Consider the following 15693-nt stretch of genomic DNA (forward strand, 5'->3'; position numbering starts at 1 on the left):
GGAACATTATGGAATCATTGTTCAAGCTGAAACAAAATCAGAGCACGGTGAAAACCGAGGTCCTCGCCGGGATTGCCACATTCCTGGCAACCATGTATATTATTGTGGTGAATCCGGGTATTATCCAGAATACCGGCATGTCGTTCAGCGGCGTTCTGGCGGCTACCGTGCTTGTCAGTGCGTTCAGCAGTATTGCCATGGGTATTTATGCGAATAATCCCATTGTATTGGCCCCGGGAATGGGCCTGAATGCCTTCTTTACCTACTCTGTGGTCATCGGTATGGGGGTCAAATGGGAAGTGGCGCTGGGCGCTGTGTTCTGGTCCGGTGTAATTTTTTTAATTTTGTCTGTACTCAATGTCCGAACCGCAATCGTCAAAGCCATACCCCGGCAGTTGCGTTACGCCATTGCCTGTGGAATCGGTTTGTTTATCACCATGATCGGATTTATGAATGCCGGATTTATTACCGCCAGTGAAGCCACTATCGTCACCATGGGCGGTTTGAATTTATCGACTATTACCTTTCTCGTTGGACTCGCGATAACCGCCATTCTGGTGGTCAAACGGGTTCCCGGCGCCCTGATTCTGGGAATTGCCATTACCACCGTCGTGTCCATTCCGCTGGGCCGTCTGTATGGCGATCAGGCCGTGGTCAACTGGCAGGGATTGCTGGCCGCACCCGATTTTGGCGTGTTTTTGAAACTGGATTTCTTCGGATCTTCGTAAATTTGCGCTGTGGCCGGTCATTTTTTCGTTTCTGTTCACCGATATGTTTGACAGTCTGTCCACGTTCATCGGTGTGTCCGAAGCGGCGGAGCTGACCGATGAAGAAGGCGAACCGCGAGCGATCAAACAGTCCCTCATCGTTGATGGTATGTCAACCACAATATCCGGATTGTTCGGGACAAGCTCAGGCACGGCCTATATTGAATCCGCAGCCGGCATCGAGCAGGGCGGCCGGACCGGTCTAACCGCAGTTGTGGCGGGATTGCTGTTCCTGCCGTTCATGTTTTTCTCACCGTTGCTGTCCATTATTCCGGCTATTGCCACGGCGCCGGCTCTGGTGCTGGTGGGTGTGTTTATGATGAAACCTGTAAAGAAAATCAATTGGGATCAGTTTGATGACGCCATCCCTGCGTTTCTGGGTATGTTCCTGATACCATTGACCTATTCCATCACTCAGGGTATTATTTGGGGGTTTTTGAGTTTTACCCTGATCAAATTGTTAACCGGCAAGGCCAATGAAATCAAACCCATGCTCTATGTGATCGATGTGTTTGCCATACTGGCGCTCATTGTCTGAGTGAAAGATATTGAACGGTTGTTTCCAAGGGGGGAACTTGATTTGTGCGGACAGAAAACCGGGAACTCTGTGAAGCGTTAACTTGTTTGATAACCCAAAAGATATATTACCTGATTTTTCGCTTTACAAAGGTCCCGGTCTGCCGATTTTTAACCACGCCCGGCATGCTGTGCAGCATGCCATGCATACTGATATAGATACCCGGATCAATGATCTGGGAGGCATACAGAGCTTCGGTGAAATTCTGCAGAGCATCCGAGTTTTCAAACCCGAACGGCGTCATGGCGCCTGTGAACACAACAGGCGCGGGAACGGGATCCAGTACATTGTACATATACTCGGCTGTCAGTTCCATGGTATCGGTACCGTGCAGAATGACGATAGGTTTCTGTTCTTTCAATAATTGTTGCGTGGTCTGAGTGATTTGTTCGCGGTCCTCATCAGTCATATCCAGCGAATCTTTGTAAAAGAGATCGTGATGCGTAATAGAGGTATAGGGCAGACGCAGCCGTTTCAGCATTTTTTTGAGCTGAGACCCGCGATTGGACAGGCTGCCATCCATTTCATTATATGTTTTTTCGATGGTGCCGCCGGTTGTAATGACAATAATATCGGATTTTTTCATAATCATCCTGTATTCAGATATTTGTGCTTTGTTGTAAAAATAGTTACATTGCTTTCAATAAGCGGTCAACAGAAAAGATACTATTTTTAATACATTTTATCCAGTTTAATTTAAGAGGCGAGCTTTGAAGATACATGTCTTGATTCGGATTTATTTCTTTTTATTCTTCATGTCTGTTTTTACCGGATTTGCAGAGACCGAGATTAACGTCATTCAGGAGAGGATTGATCAATCCGGCGCACAATGGACGGCAGAACCCAATTGGGTGACCCGGCTGCCGCAGCGGGAGAGGCAACAATTGTGCGGTACCGTCATGGGGGTGCATGATCCGCTGGCGGAAAAGGTTGAACTGGAGACGCTGGAATTGCCGTCCTCTTTTGACTGGCGGCAGCATGCCGGGAACTGGGTGAGTGATGTCAAAAATCAGCTGCAATGCGGCAGCTGCTGGGCGTTTTCAGCCGCTGCACAGGTGGAATCCTGGTGGATGATCAAAGAAAAAGATAACAGTCACAATCTGGACCTTTCAGAACAATTTTTGTTGTCCTGCAGCGGCAGCGGTTCCTGCGAAGGCGGTTCACTGGAAGGGGTGTTGTCTTTTATGGCCATGGATGGTGTCCCCTCCGAAACGTGTTTTCCTTATACCGGTGATGACATTGTTTCCTGTGACCAGGCATGCCCGGACTGGCAGACGGAAGCTATAACTATTCCCGGCTGGGGCTATGTGACCCAGGCGGAACCGGTGGTTGAAAATATAACAGGCTGTTTATCGGCACCCGGTGTCTGCCTCTTATATGGTCTATGATGATTTTTACGCCTATTCGGAGGCGTTTACGAGCACGTCTGGGGAGAATCCAACGGCGGTCATGCGATTCTTATTGTCGGCTGGAACGATGAAGAACAGTCCTGGATTTGTAAAAACAGCTGGGGACCGACCTGGGGAGAAAATGGCTATTTCCGGATAAAATGGGGTGACAGCGATATCGGATCTTTTGTGCCGTTTGTCTATGACCAACTCGTGAGTTCGGCTCTTGCCCTGCACACCGGTTCGTTGTCCTTTTCAGTACCGGCAGGGGAAACAGTGGAAGATACATTGATACTTGTCAATCAATCCAGTGAGAGGGTGAGTTATGCCTGTATTGATGAACAAATTCCGCTTGCCTGGCAGATGAATTCGTTTAACGCATTTGACAACAGCAGCTGGTGGTGCGGGGATACCGAGGTGGGTGGATATGATAATCGTCGGCTGCAGTACCTGGATACACCGGTGCTGGATTTGTCAGAAACCGAATCCCCGCAACTCTCTTTTATGACATTTTGGGCGATCGAGTATCCTCAGGGCGCCAAATACCCGTATGACGGTTGGGACGGCAGCAATGTGTGGATATCTGTTGACAGCGGACGAACCTTTCATGTGATCAATCCTCTGTACCCGGATTATTCTTCTCAGAGTCTATGGAGTTTTGGTGAAGCGGTCCAGGGGTGGAATATGGGGTATTGATATACCCGGCTGGACCGGGAAAAGCGGGGGGTGGGTTCCGGCGCTTTTTGATCTCCGTCCTTTTATTTCGGACAAGGTAATTCTCCGGTTTGCGTTTGCGTCGGATATGGGATTTTGCACCCGTGACGATCCCGGGATGAACGGATTTTTCATCGACGAAATCACGGTATCCGACAATGAGAATGTGCTGTTTTACAACAGTGCGGATGAAATGGATGGTATGACAATCACCGGTGACGGATCAGAAAAAGCACGGTGGATTCTGGATGCGTCAGGGCGCCGGTGACTTGCTGGCAGGCCAGACCTTGCCTGTTCCGGTCGTCGTGAATACAGCCGGACTGAAGCCGGGCCGATATCGTGCTAAAATATCTGTTACCTCCAATGATACCAGTCAATCTGAAATAAAGGTTCCTGTCAGTCTGAACGTCAGCGCGCGTCAACAGGATGCATCTGCGCATATACAGAAAAGTGACAGCGTCTGGCTGATGACCAGTCAGCAGAATATACAGGGTTGGGTGGAGAATGTCGGTTTTGAACCGGTCTCTTCTGTGATGGCCGAATGTGCTGTTTTATTAAATTCGGTTCAAACAAGTGCAGATACGGTGACGGTAACCAATCTGGCTGCGGGTGAACGCCGGCCTGTGGAATTTGAACTCCCGGCTCCTGCGGACAGCGGCGTGGTGCTTTGTGTGATGCAGAGTCATCTCGTAGGCGATCAAAATCTGACCAATAATGCAGACACCACAGTGATTGCACTTTCAGATAGGGTCAGTGATTTTGATACTATTGAGTCCCACTGGTCTGTAACAGGCAGCTGGAAGCGGGAATACAAATCTATTGATGGTTCTGTAGAAGCCGTGATGACTATAACCAGCAATGCGCAGTCTCAAACCGGTCCGGCTGTATTGCGTTTCAAATCCCCGCTGAATTTACAAGCTTTGAATTCACTTTTGCTCAATATTAAAGCCTCCTGGTGGCAGTCCACTGAGGAACCGGTGTGCTATATTGATGTCAGTTCGGATACGCTTCATTGGATTACCATCGACTCTCTGGTCGGTTCCACGGACGGATATTCGACGTATTCCACTGACTTGGGTCGCCTGCAGGAAAAAAAGATCTGGTTTCAGCTTCGATACAATCACAATACCCTGGACAATCTGAGAGGGATTTCATTGAACCGGCTCACCCTGACTCTGCAGTATCAGGTGAAAGTGTCAGCACCGGAAACGGTACAGCCGGATCATATTGTCTTGTATCCGAATACACCGAATCCGTTTAATCCGGTCACCACTATTACGTTTTCACTGCCGGCAGACGCTCAGGTGACCCTGGATGTGTTCAATCTGAACGGGCAGCGGGTGGCCAATCTTTTGAACCAAAGATGCCCGTCCGGGTTGTCCCGTGTTCAGTGGAATGCCGAACATTTTTCTTCCGGTCTGTATTTTTACAGCCTGCAGGTCCAGTCGGCAGCCGGACAATGGGTCAAAGTCGGCAAAATGAATCTGGTGCGCTGAGGTTTTTGATGAAAAACATCTTGATTTTTACTCAATTTCCGCGTATTTTATTTAGTTTGACTCTTTAGCAAATTCATTGGTTTGAAACCTATAGATACGAGGATGATTTTATGGCTATTATGAACCGGATGCGTCAGAACACAAAAATTATATTAATGATTCTGGTTTTTGCGTTTATTCTGACCATTATTTTCAGCTGGGGAATGGGAGGTTTTGAAGGTCGCCGGCAAAAAGGTGTTATTGCCGAGGTAAACGGCGACGAAATCTCTGCAAAAGAATACTATGACGCCTATCAGCAACAGGTTGAACAGTTTCGGCAGACAGCAGCAGGGCGCTGAACCCGAAGGCCGGATGCTGGAGCAGATTCAGAATCAGGTATATGAAGGGCTCGTTCAGCAGCGGCTGCTGAGGGATGTGATTGAAAAAATGGGAATTGAAGTGACAAATGAAGAGATTGGTGAAGAATTGTGGACCAATCCGCCGCAGTTTCTGCGGCAAAATCCCAATTTTCAGGATTCAACCGGACAATTCAGCATACAGATTTACCAGGCCGCTTTGCAGGAGCCTTCGGCGGACCGGTTTTGGAACAGTGTGATCATGTATCTGAAAAATTCTCTTCCTGTGCAAAAGTTTGCTGATCTGATGGAAGCTTCCTCCGTGGTGGTAACGGATAAAGACCTGAAACTGGAATATAAAATGAACAACCTAAAAGCCACAGTTGATTATATTTTTTACAACGCGTTTTCATTTACTGATGAAATTCAAGAGCCCACAGAAGAAGAGATCAAGACGTATTATAAAGAACATCAGGATGATTTTGAGGTAGAGGAAAAACGTGTTCTCAATTATGTAAAGATGGACATCCAACCGACTCCCTCGGATTCTGCTGCGGTTTACCAGGATGCCAAAGACTTGATTCAGGATATTGAACAGGGACGCGATTTGCAGAAATGGCGGAAATTTACTCCGAAGACCCCGGGTCCGCTCAAAATGGCGGTGATCTGGGCTATTTCACCCGCTCGCAGATGGTGGCGCCGTTTTCTGATGCTGCATTCAAAGCGTCTGAAGGACAGGTCGTGGGGCCGGTAGAGTCACGCTTTGGATTGCATATTATCAAAGTAGAAGATAAACGTATTCAGGATGGTGAAAGACAAGTCAAGGCCCGGCATATTTTGTTGAAATTTGAAGCCTCTTCGACCACACGCGATGACATGCGCGAAATCATGACCTATGTGTCCGAGGCGGCTCAGGAAGACAGTTTGAGCACGGTTGCGACGGGCAGCTGCTGGTCCGCGGAAACCACACCGCCCTTTACCCGAGACGGCAGTATTCCGGGGATCGGCATTGAAACCAGCATTAATCGTTTTGCGTTTCAGTCGGAGGTCGGCCAGGTGAGTGAATTGATTACCACTCAGGATGCGTTTTATGTACTGGAACTTGCAAAAGTTCAGAACGCACATATACAGCTGCTGGACAACGTAAGGACAAGAATTGTCAATTCGTTGAAAGCCGAAAAACGCATGCAGGCCGCCCGCGAGCATTGTGAAGCAGGGTATGAGCAGTTAAAGCAGGGCGCTTCGTTTGATCAGGTTGCGGCTATGGACAGTCTGAAGGTCAATCAGACCAAACCCTTTACCCTGAGCGGCACCATTCCCGGCGTCGGACGTGAGCCCCGGTTTGCTGGAACCGCATTCGCTCTTGAAGAAGGTGATTTCTCGGAACCGGTTAAAGGCTCGCGCGGATATTATCTGCTGCAGTTGATTGAAAAGGACGAATTTGATGAAAAGGCATTCAATGCCCGGAAAGAAGAACTGGCCACCCGAATCGCTCGGCAGCGCCGCAATCAAATATTCGCAGAATGGTACGAAAATATCAAAGAGCGTGCGACTATTAAAGATTACAGAGATGAAATCATGTAATACTCTTTTGTTTGATTCGAACCCCGGACATCGGTTTAACCCCGGTCTCCGGGGTTTTTTGTTTTAGAGCGCAGCATCCGCGATGCCGTCGTGCAGGGACATCGGGCCCGACATACGGAGGGTGATATATGAGGTTGTCTTGAAAAAAATTAGTCCGGGTTCATCCACAGCAATAGCATCATTGATGACGCTTGTTCTTTTCCCTCCTTTTCCAAGGAGGGACGCTTTGTCAGAAACGGACGCAGTCCGGAATCTGACAAAGCCGGGTGGTCTGTGCAGCGTATCGCCTGCAGGTGGGTCGCCGCCGGCAAACGACGTGCCCGGAATACGCGTTTCCTGCCCAGACGGATGCTTTGGTTTCTGAGCTGCCGGAGTACCTTTGCCCACTGGTGGACTGTGTTCGTCCCTTGGCAATTTTATTCGGATCGGTTGCGCGTGGCGGCGCAGCTGTCACTTGCCCGCAGACCGCCCCGGCATCAACACCGGGGCTCAGAAACGAAAGAGGGCCAGGGCCCCCTGACCCGGTATCGCATCCTGATTCCATCGTTCCGCCTGTCGCTTGCTGAATGCAGTCCGGACACCCGGTTTTTCAAGATCATTCGACTTTGCTTTTCCTTGTATTTACCTGAAATATCATTAAATTACGTTATGTTTATCATGAAAAGGAGGGTAAAATGGCAAAAATTGCTATCGTTGAAAAACCGCCAAGAGAAAAGCTGGGAGACGAAGGCTAAGTCTCATTTGCTTGATGAATGCAAGTAAAGAAGAACAAAAACAAGAGATGCTGACGTTTGTTGAGAAAAAATTTGAGCATCGCTTGACCGAAGAAATCGGCAACGTCAATGAGCGCATGACAGCGGAATTATCCAAGGTTAATGAGCGCATCACTTCAGAAAACAGCAAAACCCGCCCCGACCTCATCAAATGGATGTTCATTTTCTGGATCGGTCAGGTGGGGGCATTATTGGGGATTTTGTTTGCGTTTTTCAAATAAATTTGTTTGTAAATGGCCAACAACGTGTAAAATGTTGTAAAATAAGGTAATAAGGTAGTTGGCACGATGTCTTGCGGCTACTAAGCTTGCAAAGAGAAAAATAAGGTAAATACCCCGGACAGGGTGTAAAAAATGCAAAGCTACAAAATGTCGTGTCCCGTATAAACATCTGCTGCTGTGTGCTGAAATCGTATTATTGAAAGCCTTGTTTCAGCTGTTTTAGCTTGCAGTAATATCGCAAAACCTGTAAAATCAGCACAGCGTACTTCTGCGTATCCACTTGGGGCTAAAGCCCCCCGATAGAGTGTGTTGTGGTGATCTCGTACCCCCCGAGCTAAAGCTCGGGACTATGAAAAATAGCGGCCGGTCAACACCCCGAACAGGAGTACAAGCAATGGTTCGAGTGAAAATCCCCGATTCAGGATCGAGCCGGATCGCGTCGGGGCTGCAGCCCGCTATGTTCTTTGTCGTACAGTATGTGCGAATAAATGCGAGGGGCAGAGGTGTCCGTGAGAATCAATAGCGGAGACCTCGCGAGGTTCAATTATTGTAGAACGCTATAAATTGATAAAACCGCAATGTTGTAAAAAATTGTAATAAAAAGAGGACTGGAATCATTTTACTGGAAATTAATTTGATTTTTCACAAGAAATTCAATATCTTTAATTTTAAACTTTATCTGAAATTATAAATACGTTCCAGAATAATGGGAGCATTATAAATGGCAGAAGTCAAATTAGAAAATCTGATTGAAAAACTGCGCAAAGAGGGCGTTGAGGATGCTCAAAAGCAATCCGACGAAATCATTAAAAAGGCTGAAAAAGAGGCCAAGGAAATCGTCGAAAACGCCCAAAAAAAAGCAGATGAGATTGTTAAAAACGGCCAAAAAGAAGCCGAAAAATTTCAGCAGAACGCAGAACAGTCCATCAAGCAGGCTGCCCGCGACAGCGAGTTGATGCTGAAAGAGATCGAATCACAGAAATGTTTGATGCCCGTGTTCAAACGTGAGGTCTCGGATTCTCTGGATGCGGAATTTCTCAAAGATCTGATCGCAAAAATTATAGAGAAATGGTCGGATCAACCTGAAATTGAAGTGCAGGTGAGTGACGATGACAAGAAAAAGCTGGAAGACCTGCTGTTCAAAAGTTTGAAAAAAGATGTCAAAGAGGGCGTCACACTGAGCACCGGTCGCGATATCTCTGAAGGCTTTCGCATTGGTATGAAGGATGAAAATGTATATTTTGATTTCTCCGATGAAACACTTGCGGACTTTTTAAAGTCTTTTCTCAACGAACGGCTGAATGAAATACTGGATAATTCATAATGGACAAGTATTATTATACAATTGCCCAGCTTCCGATGCTGTTTTTTGACCGGACTCCTGACATTAATTCGGAGATGTTCCTGGAGGAGGCTGGAAAATGGCTCACTCCCCGCGATTACACCGTATTGAGCCAGGCAGGTTACGCAACGATGCAACCCATCAAGCGCGGCCCGGGAGTACTGAAACAATATGTCGAGTTTGAACGCCGTTTCCGTACGGAACTGGTGCAGTGGCGCCGCGCCCAGCGGGAAGGCCAGGATTACAAACCCCGTTCATTTCCCCCGACTTTGGTTAAAGAAGGAAATCCATTGGAAATTGAGCGCAAGATACTGCGCTACCGTTGGGATATGATCACGGAACTGGAGTGGGATCACCATTTCGACCTGGACTTTTTGGTGTTATACTATATTAAACTTCAGATATTGGAACGATTATCCCTGTTCGATAAAGAAAAGGGATTGGAACTTTTTCAAAAAATCAGCAAGGTATCCGTATGAGTCAAATAACTGGATCGATAACAGGTATTAATGGAAATTTGCTCACCGTGGATGTAGACGGCAGTGTCACCCAAAATGAAGTGGCTTATGCGGTGACGGGCGAGCAGCGCCTCAAATCCGAGGTGATCCGAATTCAGGGAAACACCGCATTTATGCAGGTGTTTGAAAATACAAAAGGTTTAAAAGTAGGTGGTACGGTAGAATTCACCGGAGATCTATTATCCGTGCAGCTGGGGCCGGGCTTGATCGGCAGTATCTATGATGGTCTGCAGAATCCACTGTTTGGGTTGGCGGAAAAGCACGGTTTTTTTCTGCCCCAGGGTGATATTCTGGATGCATTGGGCGCTGATACCAAATGGAAATTCACGCCCATTGCCAAAAAAGGCGACAAGCTGCTGCGTGGCAGCCGTCTGGGCAAAGTCCCGGAAACTCAATTCGATCATTTTATCATGGTGCCGTTTGATGCCCAGGGCGAGTGGACGGTCGAGTCCATAGCCAAAGAGGGTGACTATACCATCGAAGACAACATTGCCACATTGAAAAATGAGCGCGGCAACACACTTGAATGCCGTTTGCAGTTCGAGTGGCCGGTCAAATTGCCGATCGACGCGTATAAAACCAAGGTCCTGCCGACCGAACCGCTGACCACCAAGGTCAGAATTATTGATACATTCTTCCCGATTGCCAAAGGCGGCACCTATTGTATCCCGGGTCCGTTCGGCGCCGGAAAAACCGTGCTGCAGCAGATCACCAGCCGTTACGCGGATGTTGACATTGTGATTATTGCCGCCTGTGGTGAACGTGCCGGCGAAATTGTGGAAACCATGCCGCGAATTCCCGGAATTGACGGATCCGCGCACCGGGCGCAGTTTGATGGAACGGACCATCATTATTGCCAACACATCGTCCATGCCGGTGGCCGCGCGTGAAGCGTCGGTGTACACAGCGTCGACATTGGGCGAATACTACCGGCAGATGGGACTGAATGTGCTGCTGTTGGCGGACTCGACATCACGCTGGGCTCAGGCGATGCGTGAGCTGTCCGGCCGTCTGGAAGAAATCCCCGGAGAAGAAGCGTTTCCGGCTTATCTCGAATCCCGTATCGCCGAGTTTTATGAACGTTCCGGAATGGTGGAATTGAATTGGGGCGACAAGGGCAGTTTGACCATCGGTGGAACGGTTTCGCCGGCCGGCGGAAACTTTGAAGAACCCGTGACCCAGTCGACACTCAAGGTGGTCGGCGCGTTTCACGGATTATCCAGGGACCGCGCCAATGCACGCCGGTTTCCGTCCATTGATCCGCTGGACAGCTGGTCGACGTATGAGGGCAAGGTGCCGAAAGAAATGGTCGATCGCGCGCGTGGATTTCTGGAAGACGGCTCCGAGGTCAACCAGATGATGCAGGTTGTCGGTGAAGAAGGAACGTCTATTGAAGATTACATAGTTTATCTGAAATCAGATTTTCTGGATATGGTCTATCTGCAGCAGAATGGTTTTGATCCCGTGGATGCCGCCTGCTCGACGGAGCGTCAAGTCTATGTGTCCAAAGTGATCGACGAAATCCTGCAAAAGAAATACGATTTTGACAGCAAAGATGCGGTGCGTAAATATTTTTACGATTTGCGGCAGATGTTTATTGACTGGAATTATACTGAATTTGAATCCGATGAATTCAAAGATCAAGAAAAGAAGATCAAAGAATTGATAGAAGGAAAGTCAGACCAATGAGACGAGTATACAATAAAATAGAAAGTGTTTCCGGTAATGTGATCACGGTACGCGCCTCTGATGTGACTTATGAGGAGCTGGCCGAAATCACAACGAGGCGCGGAAAATCTTTAGCACAGGTGATAAAGCTGGAAGGAGATCTGGTTTCTCTGCAGGTGTTTGCGGGCAGCCGGGGTGTCTCTACCAACGATGAAGTGCGGTTTTTAGGACATCCCATGCGGGTGTCGTTCTCGGACAATATGCTTGGCCGTGTGTTCAACGGGGCGGGTGAACCCAGAGACGGTGGTCCGGAGATTTCCGAGGAGGTCATCCCGATTGCCGGTCCCTCTGTGAACCCGGCCAAACGGATTATTCCCAGCCGTATGATTCGAACCAATATTCCCATGATCGATGTGTTCAATTCACTGGTTGCCTCTCAGAAACTGCCGATTTTTTCCGCATCCGGTGAACCCTATAACGAACTGCTGGCGCGAATTGCCCTGCAGGCCGAAGTGGACCTGATCATCCTGGGCGGTATCGGACTCAAGTTTGATCAATATATGTATTTTAAAAATACCCTCGAAGAAGGCGGCGCTCTGAATCGCTCCATTTTTTTTATGAATCTGGCCTCCGAGCCGGTGGTGGAAAGTCTGATGGTTCCGGATTTGGCGCTGGCTGTCGCGGAAAAATTTGCACTGAACGGCAAGGAAGTGCTCGTATTGCTGACTGATATGACCAACTTTGCCGATGCTCTGAAAGAGATCGCTATTACCATGGAACAGGTGCCGTCAAACCGCGGTTACCCCGGCGATTTATATTCCCAGCTGGCTGCGCGTTATGAAAAAGCGGTTGATTTTGAAGGTGCCGGTGCGATCACGATCCTGGGTGTGACCAACATGCCCGGCGATGATGTGACGCACCCGGTTCCGGATAACACCGGCTATATCACAGAAGGTCAGTTCTACCTGCGTAACCAGCGTATTGAACCGTTTGGTTCTCTGAGCCGGTTGAAACAGCTGGTCAATGACACAACCCGTGATGATCACCGTGCGATTATGGACGGTATGATTCAGTTGTTTGCCCAATACCGGGAAACCGAGGAGAAACGCTCCATGGGATTTCAGATGAGCGAATGGGACAGCAAGTTGCTCAAATACGGCGAACTCTTTGAAACGAAAATGATGTCTCTTGAAGTGAATATTCCGCTCGAAGAAGCCTTGGACCGGGGCTGGGAGATTTTGGCTCAGTGTTTCGAGCCGCAGGAAACCGGTCTGCGATCGGAACTGATTAAAAAATTCTGGCCTGAAAAATCCAAAGATGAACAAGCAGAGACAAACGATAAGGAAAAGGCTGAAGCAGAACAGGAACAAAAAGCGAAAAACGGCAAAAAAAAGGCCGAACCGGATAAAGAAAAACGCGAGAGTGAAAGTAAAAAGGTAAAGGACGATGGCAAAGATAAAGCTGACCAAAAATGAGTTAAAAACTCAAAAAGATGCTCTCAAGCGCTTTACTCGCTATCTCCCGACACTGGAGCTGAAAAAGAAACAATTGATCATGGAGATCAAAAAGATTAAAAAGCGGGTAAACGAACTGCAGGAGGAAAACAAGCGGATTGAAGGCGAGGTTTCCGACTGGATTGCAGTGTATTCGGATACCTCGGTGGATTTGCAAGAACTCGTACAGGTTGAAGATTTAGAAACCGAAACCGGAAACATTGCCGGTATCGATATACCTGTGTTTAAAAACCTGACCTTTAAAGATATTGAATATGATGATTTTGAAACCCCGCTGTGGGTTGATAAAGGGCTAAATCTGTTAAAAGAACAGATTACTCGCCGGATAGAATGGCAAATTGCCGAGGAACAGCAAGAGTTGATCAGCAAGGAATTGCAGACCACAATCCAACGGATCAAATTGTTTGAAGAGATTAAAATTCCGGAAGCCCGGGAAAATATCCGGAAAATACAGATCTTTCTGGGCGATCAGCAAACCGCGGAAGTGGTGCGCGGAAAAATTGCCAAGAAAAAGATTCAACGCAAGAAAGCAGAGGCGGCCTGATCATGATAGTACCGATGAAACAAATTACACTGCTGGTGAGTGCGCGGGAACGTGAGCAGGCCCTGAACACATTACGCTCATTGGGTGTGCTGCATATCAAATACGTACAACAACCGGTATCCGATGATATCAATGAATTGCGTTCCAAAATCGAACAGGCGGAAAAGGCCGAAGCGGCGCTTGAAAGCGAGAGTACCGCCAAAGGTAACGCTGAAAAGGGTAAAGAACTCACCCGGCATGTCCTGGATCTGCTGGCTCAAAAGGACGAAATTCAGACTCTATTGGATGAAAAACGTGAAACCGATTCCTGGTTTCAGAATTGGGGACATGTTTCTCTCGATTCCCTGGAAAAGCTTCAACAAGCCGGTTTGTATTTAAGATTTTACGTCGCATCTCCCGAACAGTATAATGAGCTTCCGGAAGATGCCGATGTGATGGTGATCGACGCAGATAAAAGCCGGGTTCGATTTCTATATATCAGTCCGGATCCTGACGCGCGGTTGGATGTTCCGGAATATCCCATGCCGGATGCCGAGGTCAGTGATCTCGAGAAAGAAATTGCTGATCTAAAAAAACAACTAACTGACACAGAAAAAGAATTGAAAAAAGCGTCCGCTAAAAAACCGGATATCATCGCGCACAAAGCAGAACTGCAAAAGCAGCTTGAATTTGAAAACGTGCGTCAGAGCATGGCGGAAGAGAAATCTTTTCAGTATCTGGAAGGATTTATCCCTAAAGATCAGGTCGATTCCATAAAAAAAAGCGCCGACAAGGAGGAATGGGCCTATATCATTGATGACCCGGATGATCCTTCTCAGGTTCCGACCCTGCTGCGCAACAAAAAGCCGATCCGTATTATCCAGCCGATTTATGATTTTATGGGCACGCTGCCGGGTTATCACGAAATGGATGTCAGCTTTTTATTCCTGCTGTTCTTTTCCATTTTTTACGCAATGCTGGTCGGTGACGGCGGTTACGGATTGATTTTTCTGGGCGGTACCATTTGGGCGGCAAAAAAATACAAGAACGCCCCGCGCGAACCGTTTATTTTATTTTATGTCTTGAGTATCTGCACCATTATCTGGGGACTGGTGACGGGAACCTGGTTTGGATCCAGGGCTATTGCTGAACTTCCGGCGCTGAACATGTTCGTCGTTGATCAGATTTCAAGTTTTAATGATTCTGAAGCGTCCATGCAATTTATGATGCAGCTGACGTTTATAATCGGTGTGGTTCAGCTGGTTCTGGCGCGGATTTCCGCAGCGCTGAAAAAATTTCCGTCCCTGCCGTTTATTGCCGAGCTCGGATGGGTGCTGATTCTAAGCTGTATGTATTTTGTCGCCAAATTGATGGTGCTTGGACACTCGATGCCTGATTTTGCCCTGCCGCTTCTCATTGCAGGCGCGGTGTTGGTCGGACTGTTTGCCAATTTTCAAAAAAATATCATCAAGGGATTTTTCATTACCCTTGGGAATTTACCGCTTGATATCATCAGCAGCTTTTCGGATATTGTGTCCTATATCCGTCTGTTTGCCGTGGGTATTGCAACTGTGACGGTTGCGGTCAGTTTTAATGAAATGGCCGGCGGTATTATGGCTCCCCTGGTGCTGGTCTTTGGGCACGGATTGAATATCATCCTGGCGCTGATGGCTGTGCTGGTACACGGTGTTCGATTGAATATGCTGGAATTCTCCGGTCATCTGGGTATGGAATGGACCGGACATGAATATAAACCGTTTAAAGAATAAGTGTATTGTTATAAATTGAAAGATGAAAGGAACATGCTATGATCGAAGGATTGGGTGATATGAATCTATCCCTGGCGTTGGCCGCTATCGGATCCGCTCTGGGTACGGGTGTGGCTGGTATTTCTGCCGTGGGAGCATGGAAGAAAGCTTTTTCGCAAAATAAAGCAGCGCCGTTTATTCTTGTAGCATTCGTCGGTGCACCCCTGTCCCAGACTATTTACGGTATGATCTTGAGAAATGCTATTCTGGAAGTCAATGCCGGTCCGGAATCCTACGGATGGATGTGTCTGCTGGGCGGAATCGCCGGTCTCGCTATGGGAATGTCTTCTTATATGCAGGGTAAAGCCGGAGCCAAAGCCTGTGACGCTTTGACGGAAACAGGCAAGGGGTTTGGTAATTATATTATGGTCGTCGGTGTTATCGAGACCGTGGCCCTGTTCGTTATGGTGTTCGCCATGACGGCGCTTCCCGCATAACTCTGTTATCAGATTTTATTTCAAAGGC

Annotated in this window: 16 protein-coding genes and 3 pseudogenes; 17 read left to right on the forward strand and 2 right to left on the reverse strand. The window is 47.9% G+C overall.

All coding sequences use genetic code 11. The features are described 5' to 3' along the window. The first annotated feature begins 8 nt into the window (after positions 1–8). Positions 9–728: an NCS2 family permease gene (locus U5R06_24440; protein MDZ7725885.1), complete on the forward strand. Its 720-nt coding sequence runs from the start codon at positions 9–11 to the stop codon at positions 726–728. A gap of 43 nt (positions 729–771) precedes the next feature. Then, on the forward strand, positions 772–1305 hold the full coding sequence (locus U5R06_24445; protein ID MDZ7725886.1) for an NCS2 family permease: 534 nt from the start codon (positions 772–774) through the stop codon (positions 1303–1305). A gap of 106 nt (positions 1306–1411) precedes the next feature. Here the strand turns inward: U5R06_24445 and U5R06_24450 are convergent, their stop codons facing one another. Next, complete coding sequence (locus U5R06_24450; GenBank protein MDZ7725887.1) at positions 1412–1930, reverse strand: asparaginase domain-containing protein; 519 nt, start codon at positions 1928–1930, stop codon at positions 1412–1414. A 313-nt stretch (positions 1931–2243) separates the two neighbouring features. Between U5R06_24450 and U5R06_24455 the strand changes: the two are divergent. The 7 genes and pseudogenes from U5R06_24455 (at position 2244) to U5R06_24485 (ending at position 6861) form a co-directional block, all read left to right on the forward strand. After that, positions 2244–2891 (forward strand): annotated as a pseudogene (locus U5R06_24455) (C1 family peptidase). 30 nt (positions 2892–2921) lie between these two features. Further along, positions 2922–3428, forward strand: a complete 507-nt coding sequence (locus U5R06_24460; protein ID MDZ7725888.1) for a hypothetical protein — start codon at positions 2922–2924, stop codon at positions 3426–3428. Then, positions 3394–3714, forward strand: coding sequence for an immune inhibitor A (locus U5R06_24465; GenBank protein ID MDZ7725889.1), 321 nt, complete (start codon positions 3394–3396; stop codon positions 3712–3714). Before U5R06_24460 ends, U5R06_24465 begins: the two co-directional genes overlap by 35 nt. Further along, complete coding sequence (locus tag U5R06_24470; protein ID MDZ7725890.1) at positions 3695–4942, forward strand: T9SS type A sorting domain-containing protein; 1248 nt, start codon at positions 3695–3697, stop codon at positions 4940–4942. Before U5R06_24465 ends, U5R06_24470 begins: the two co-directional genes overlap by 20 nt. 110 nt (positions 4943–5052) lie before the next feature. Next, positions 5053–5280, forward strand: a complete 228-nt coding sequence (locus tag U5R06_24475) for a SurA N-terminal domain-containing protein (GenBank protein MDZ7725891.1) — start codon at positions 5053–5055, stop codon at positions 5278–5280. A gap of 13 nt (positions 5281–5293) precedes the next feature. Then, a pseudogene (locus U5R06_24480) lies at positions 5294–5446 on the forward strand (SurA N-terminal domain-containing protein). A gap of 446 nt (positions 5447–5892) precedes the next feature. Then, a complete protein-coding gene (locus tag U5R06_24485) occupies positions 5893–6861 on the forward strand; it encodes a peptidylprolyl isomerase (GenBank protein MDZ7725892.1) in 969 nt (322 codons plus the stop codon). Between the two features lie 63 nt (positions 6862–6924). Here the strand turns inward: U5R06_24485 and U5R06_24490 are convergent, their stop codons facing one another. Beyond that, complete coding sequence (locus U5R06_24490) at positions 6925–7248, reverse strand: hypothetical protein (protein ID MDZ7725893.1); 324 nt, start codon at positions 7246–7248, stop codon at positions 6925–6927. 358 nt (positions 7249–7606) lie between these two features. Here U5R06_24490 and U5R06_24495 point away from each other — a divergent pair, with 358 nt between their 5' ends. The 8 genes and pseudogenes from U5R06_24495 (at position 7607) to U5R06_24530 (ending at position 15665) form a co-directional block, all read left to right on the forward strand. After that, positions 7607–7855, forward strand: coding sequence for a hypothetical protein (locus tag U5R06_24495; protein ID MDZ7725894.1), 249 nt, complete (start codon positions 7607–7609; stop codon positions 7853–7855). Between the two features lie 721 nt (positions 7856–8576). After that, positions 8577–9179 (forward strand): hypothetical protein, encoded by a 603-nt coding sequence (locus U5R06_24500; GenBank protein MDZ7725895.1) that lies wholly within the window; start codon positions 8577–8579, stop codon positions 9177–9179. Continuing rightward, the gene (locus U5R06_24505) at positions 9179–9676 is read left to right on the forward strand and encodes a DUF2764 family protein (GenBank protein MDZ7725896.1); all 498 of its coding nucleotides are present in this window, start codon (positions 9179–9181) and stop codon (positions 9674–9676) included. The genes U5R06_24500 and U5R06_24505 overlap by 1 nt, the downstream gene beginning before the upstream one ends. Beyond that, a pseudogene (locus U5R06_24510) lies at positions 9673–11404 on the forward strand (V-type ATP synthase subunit A). Before U5R06_24505 ends, U5R06_24510 begins: the two are co-directional and overlap by 4 nt. Beyond that, positions 11401–12858: a V-type ATP synthase subunit B gene (locus tag U5R06_24515; protein MDZ7725897.1), complete on the forward strand. Its 1458-nt coding sequence runs from the start codon at positions 11401–11403 to the stop codon at positions 12856–12858. The pseudogene U5R06_24510 and the gene U5R06_24515 overlap by 4 nt, the downstream one beginning before the upstream one ends. Beyond that, complete coding sequence (locus tag U5R06_24520) at positions 12830–13441, forward strand: V-type ATP synthase subunit D (GenBank protein MDZ7725898.1); 612 nt, start codon at positions 12830–12832, stop codon at positions 13439–13441. Before U5R06_24515 ends, U5R06_24520 begins: the two co-directional genes overlap by 29 nt. 2 nt (positions 13442–13443) lie before the next feature. Next, positions 13444–15189 carry a hypothetical protein gene (locus tag U5R06_24525; protein ID MDZ7725899.1) on the forward strand — a complete coding sequence of 582 codons (1746 nt, stop codon included), beginning with the start codon at positions 13444–13446 and terminating at the stop codon, positions 15187–15189. Positions 15190–15227: 38 nt separating this feature from the next. After that, positions 15228–15665 (forward strand): V-type ATP synthase subunit K, encoded by a 438-nt coding sequence (locus U5R06_24530; GenBank protein ID MDZ7725900.1) that lies wholly within the window; start codon positions 15228–15230, stop codon positions 15663–15665. Positions 15666–15693: the final 28 nt, after the last annotated feature.

This window comes from candidate division KSB1 bacterium, from assembly GCA_034521575.1.
Lineage (GTDB): Bacteria > Zhuqueibacterota > Zhuqueibacteria > Residuimicrobiales > Krinioviventaceae > JAXHMJ01.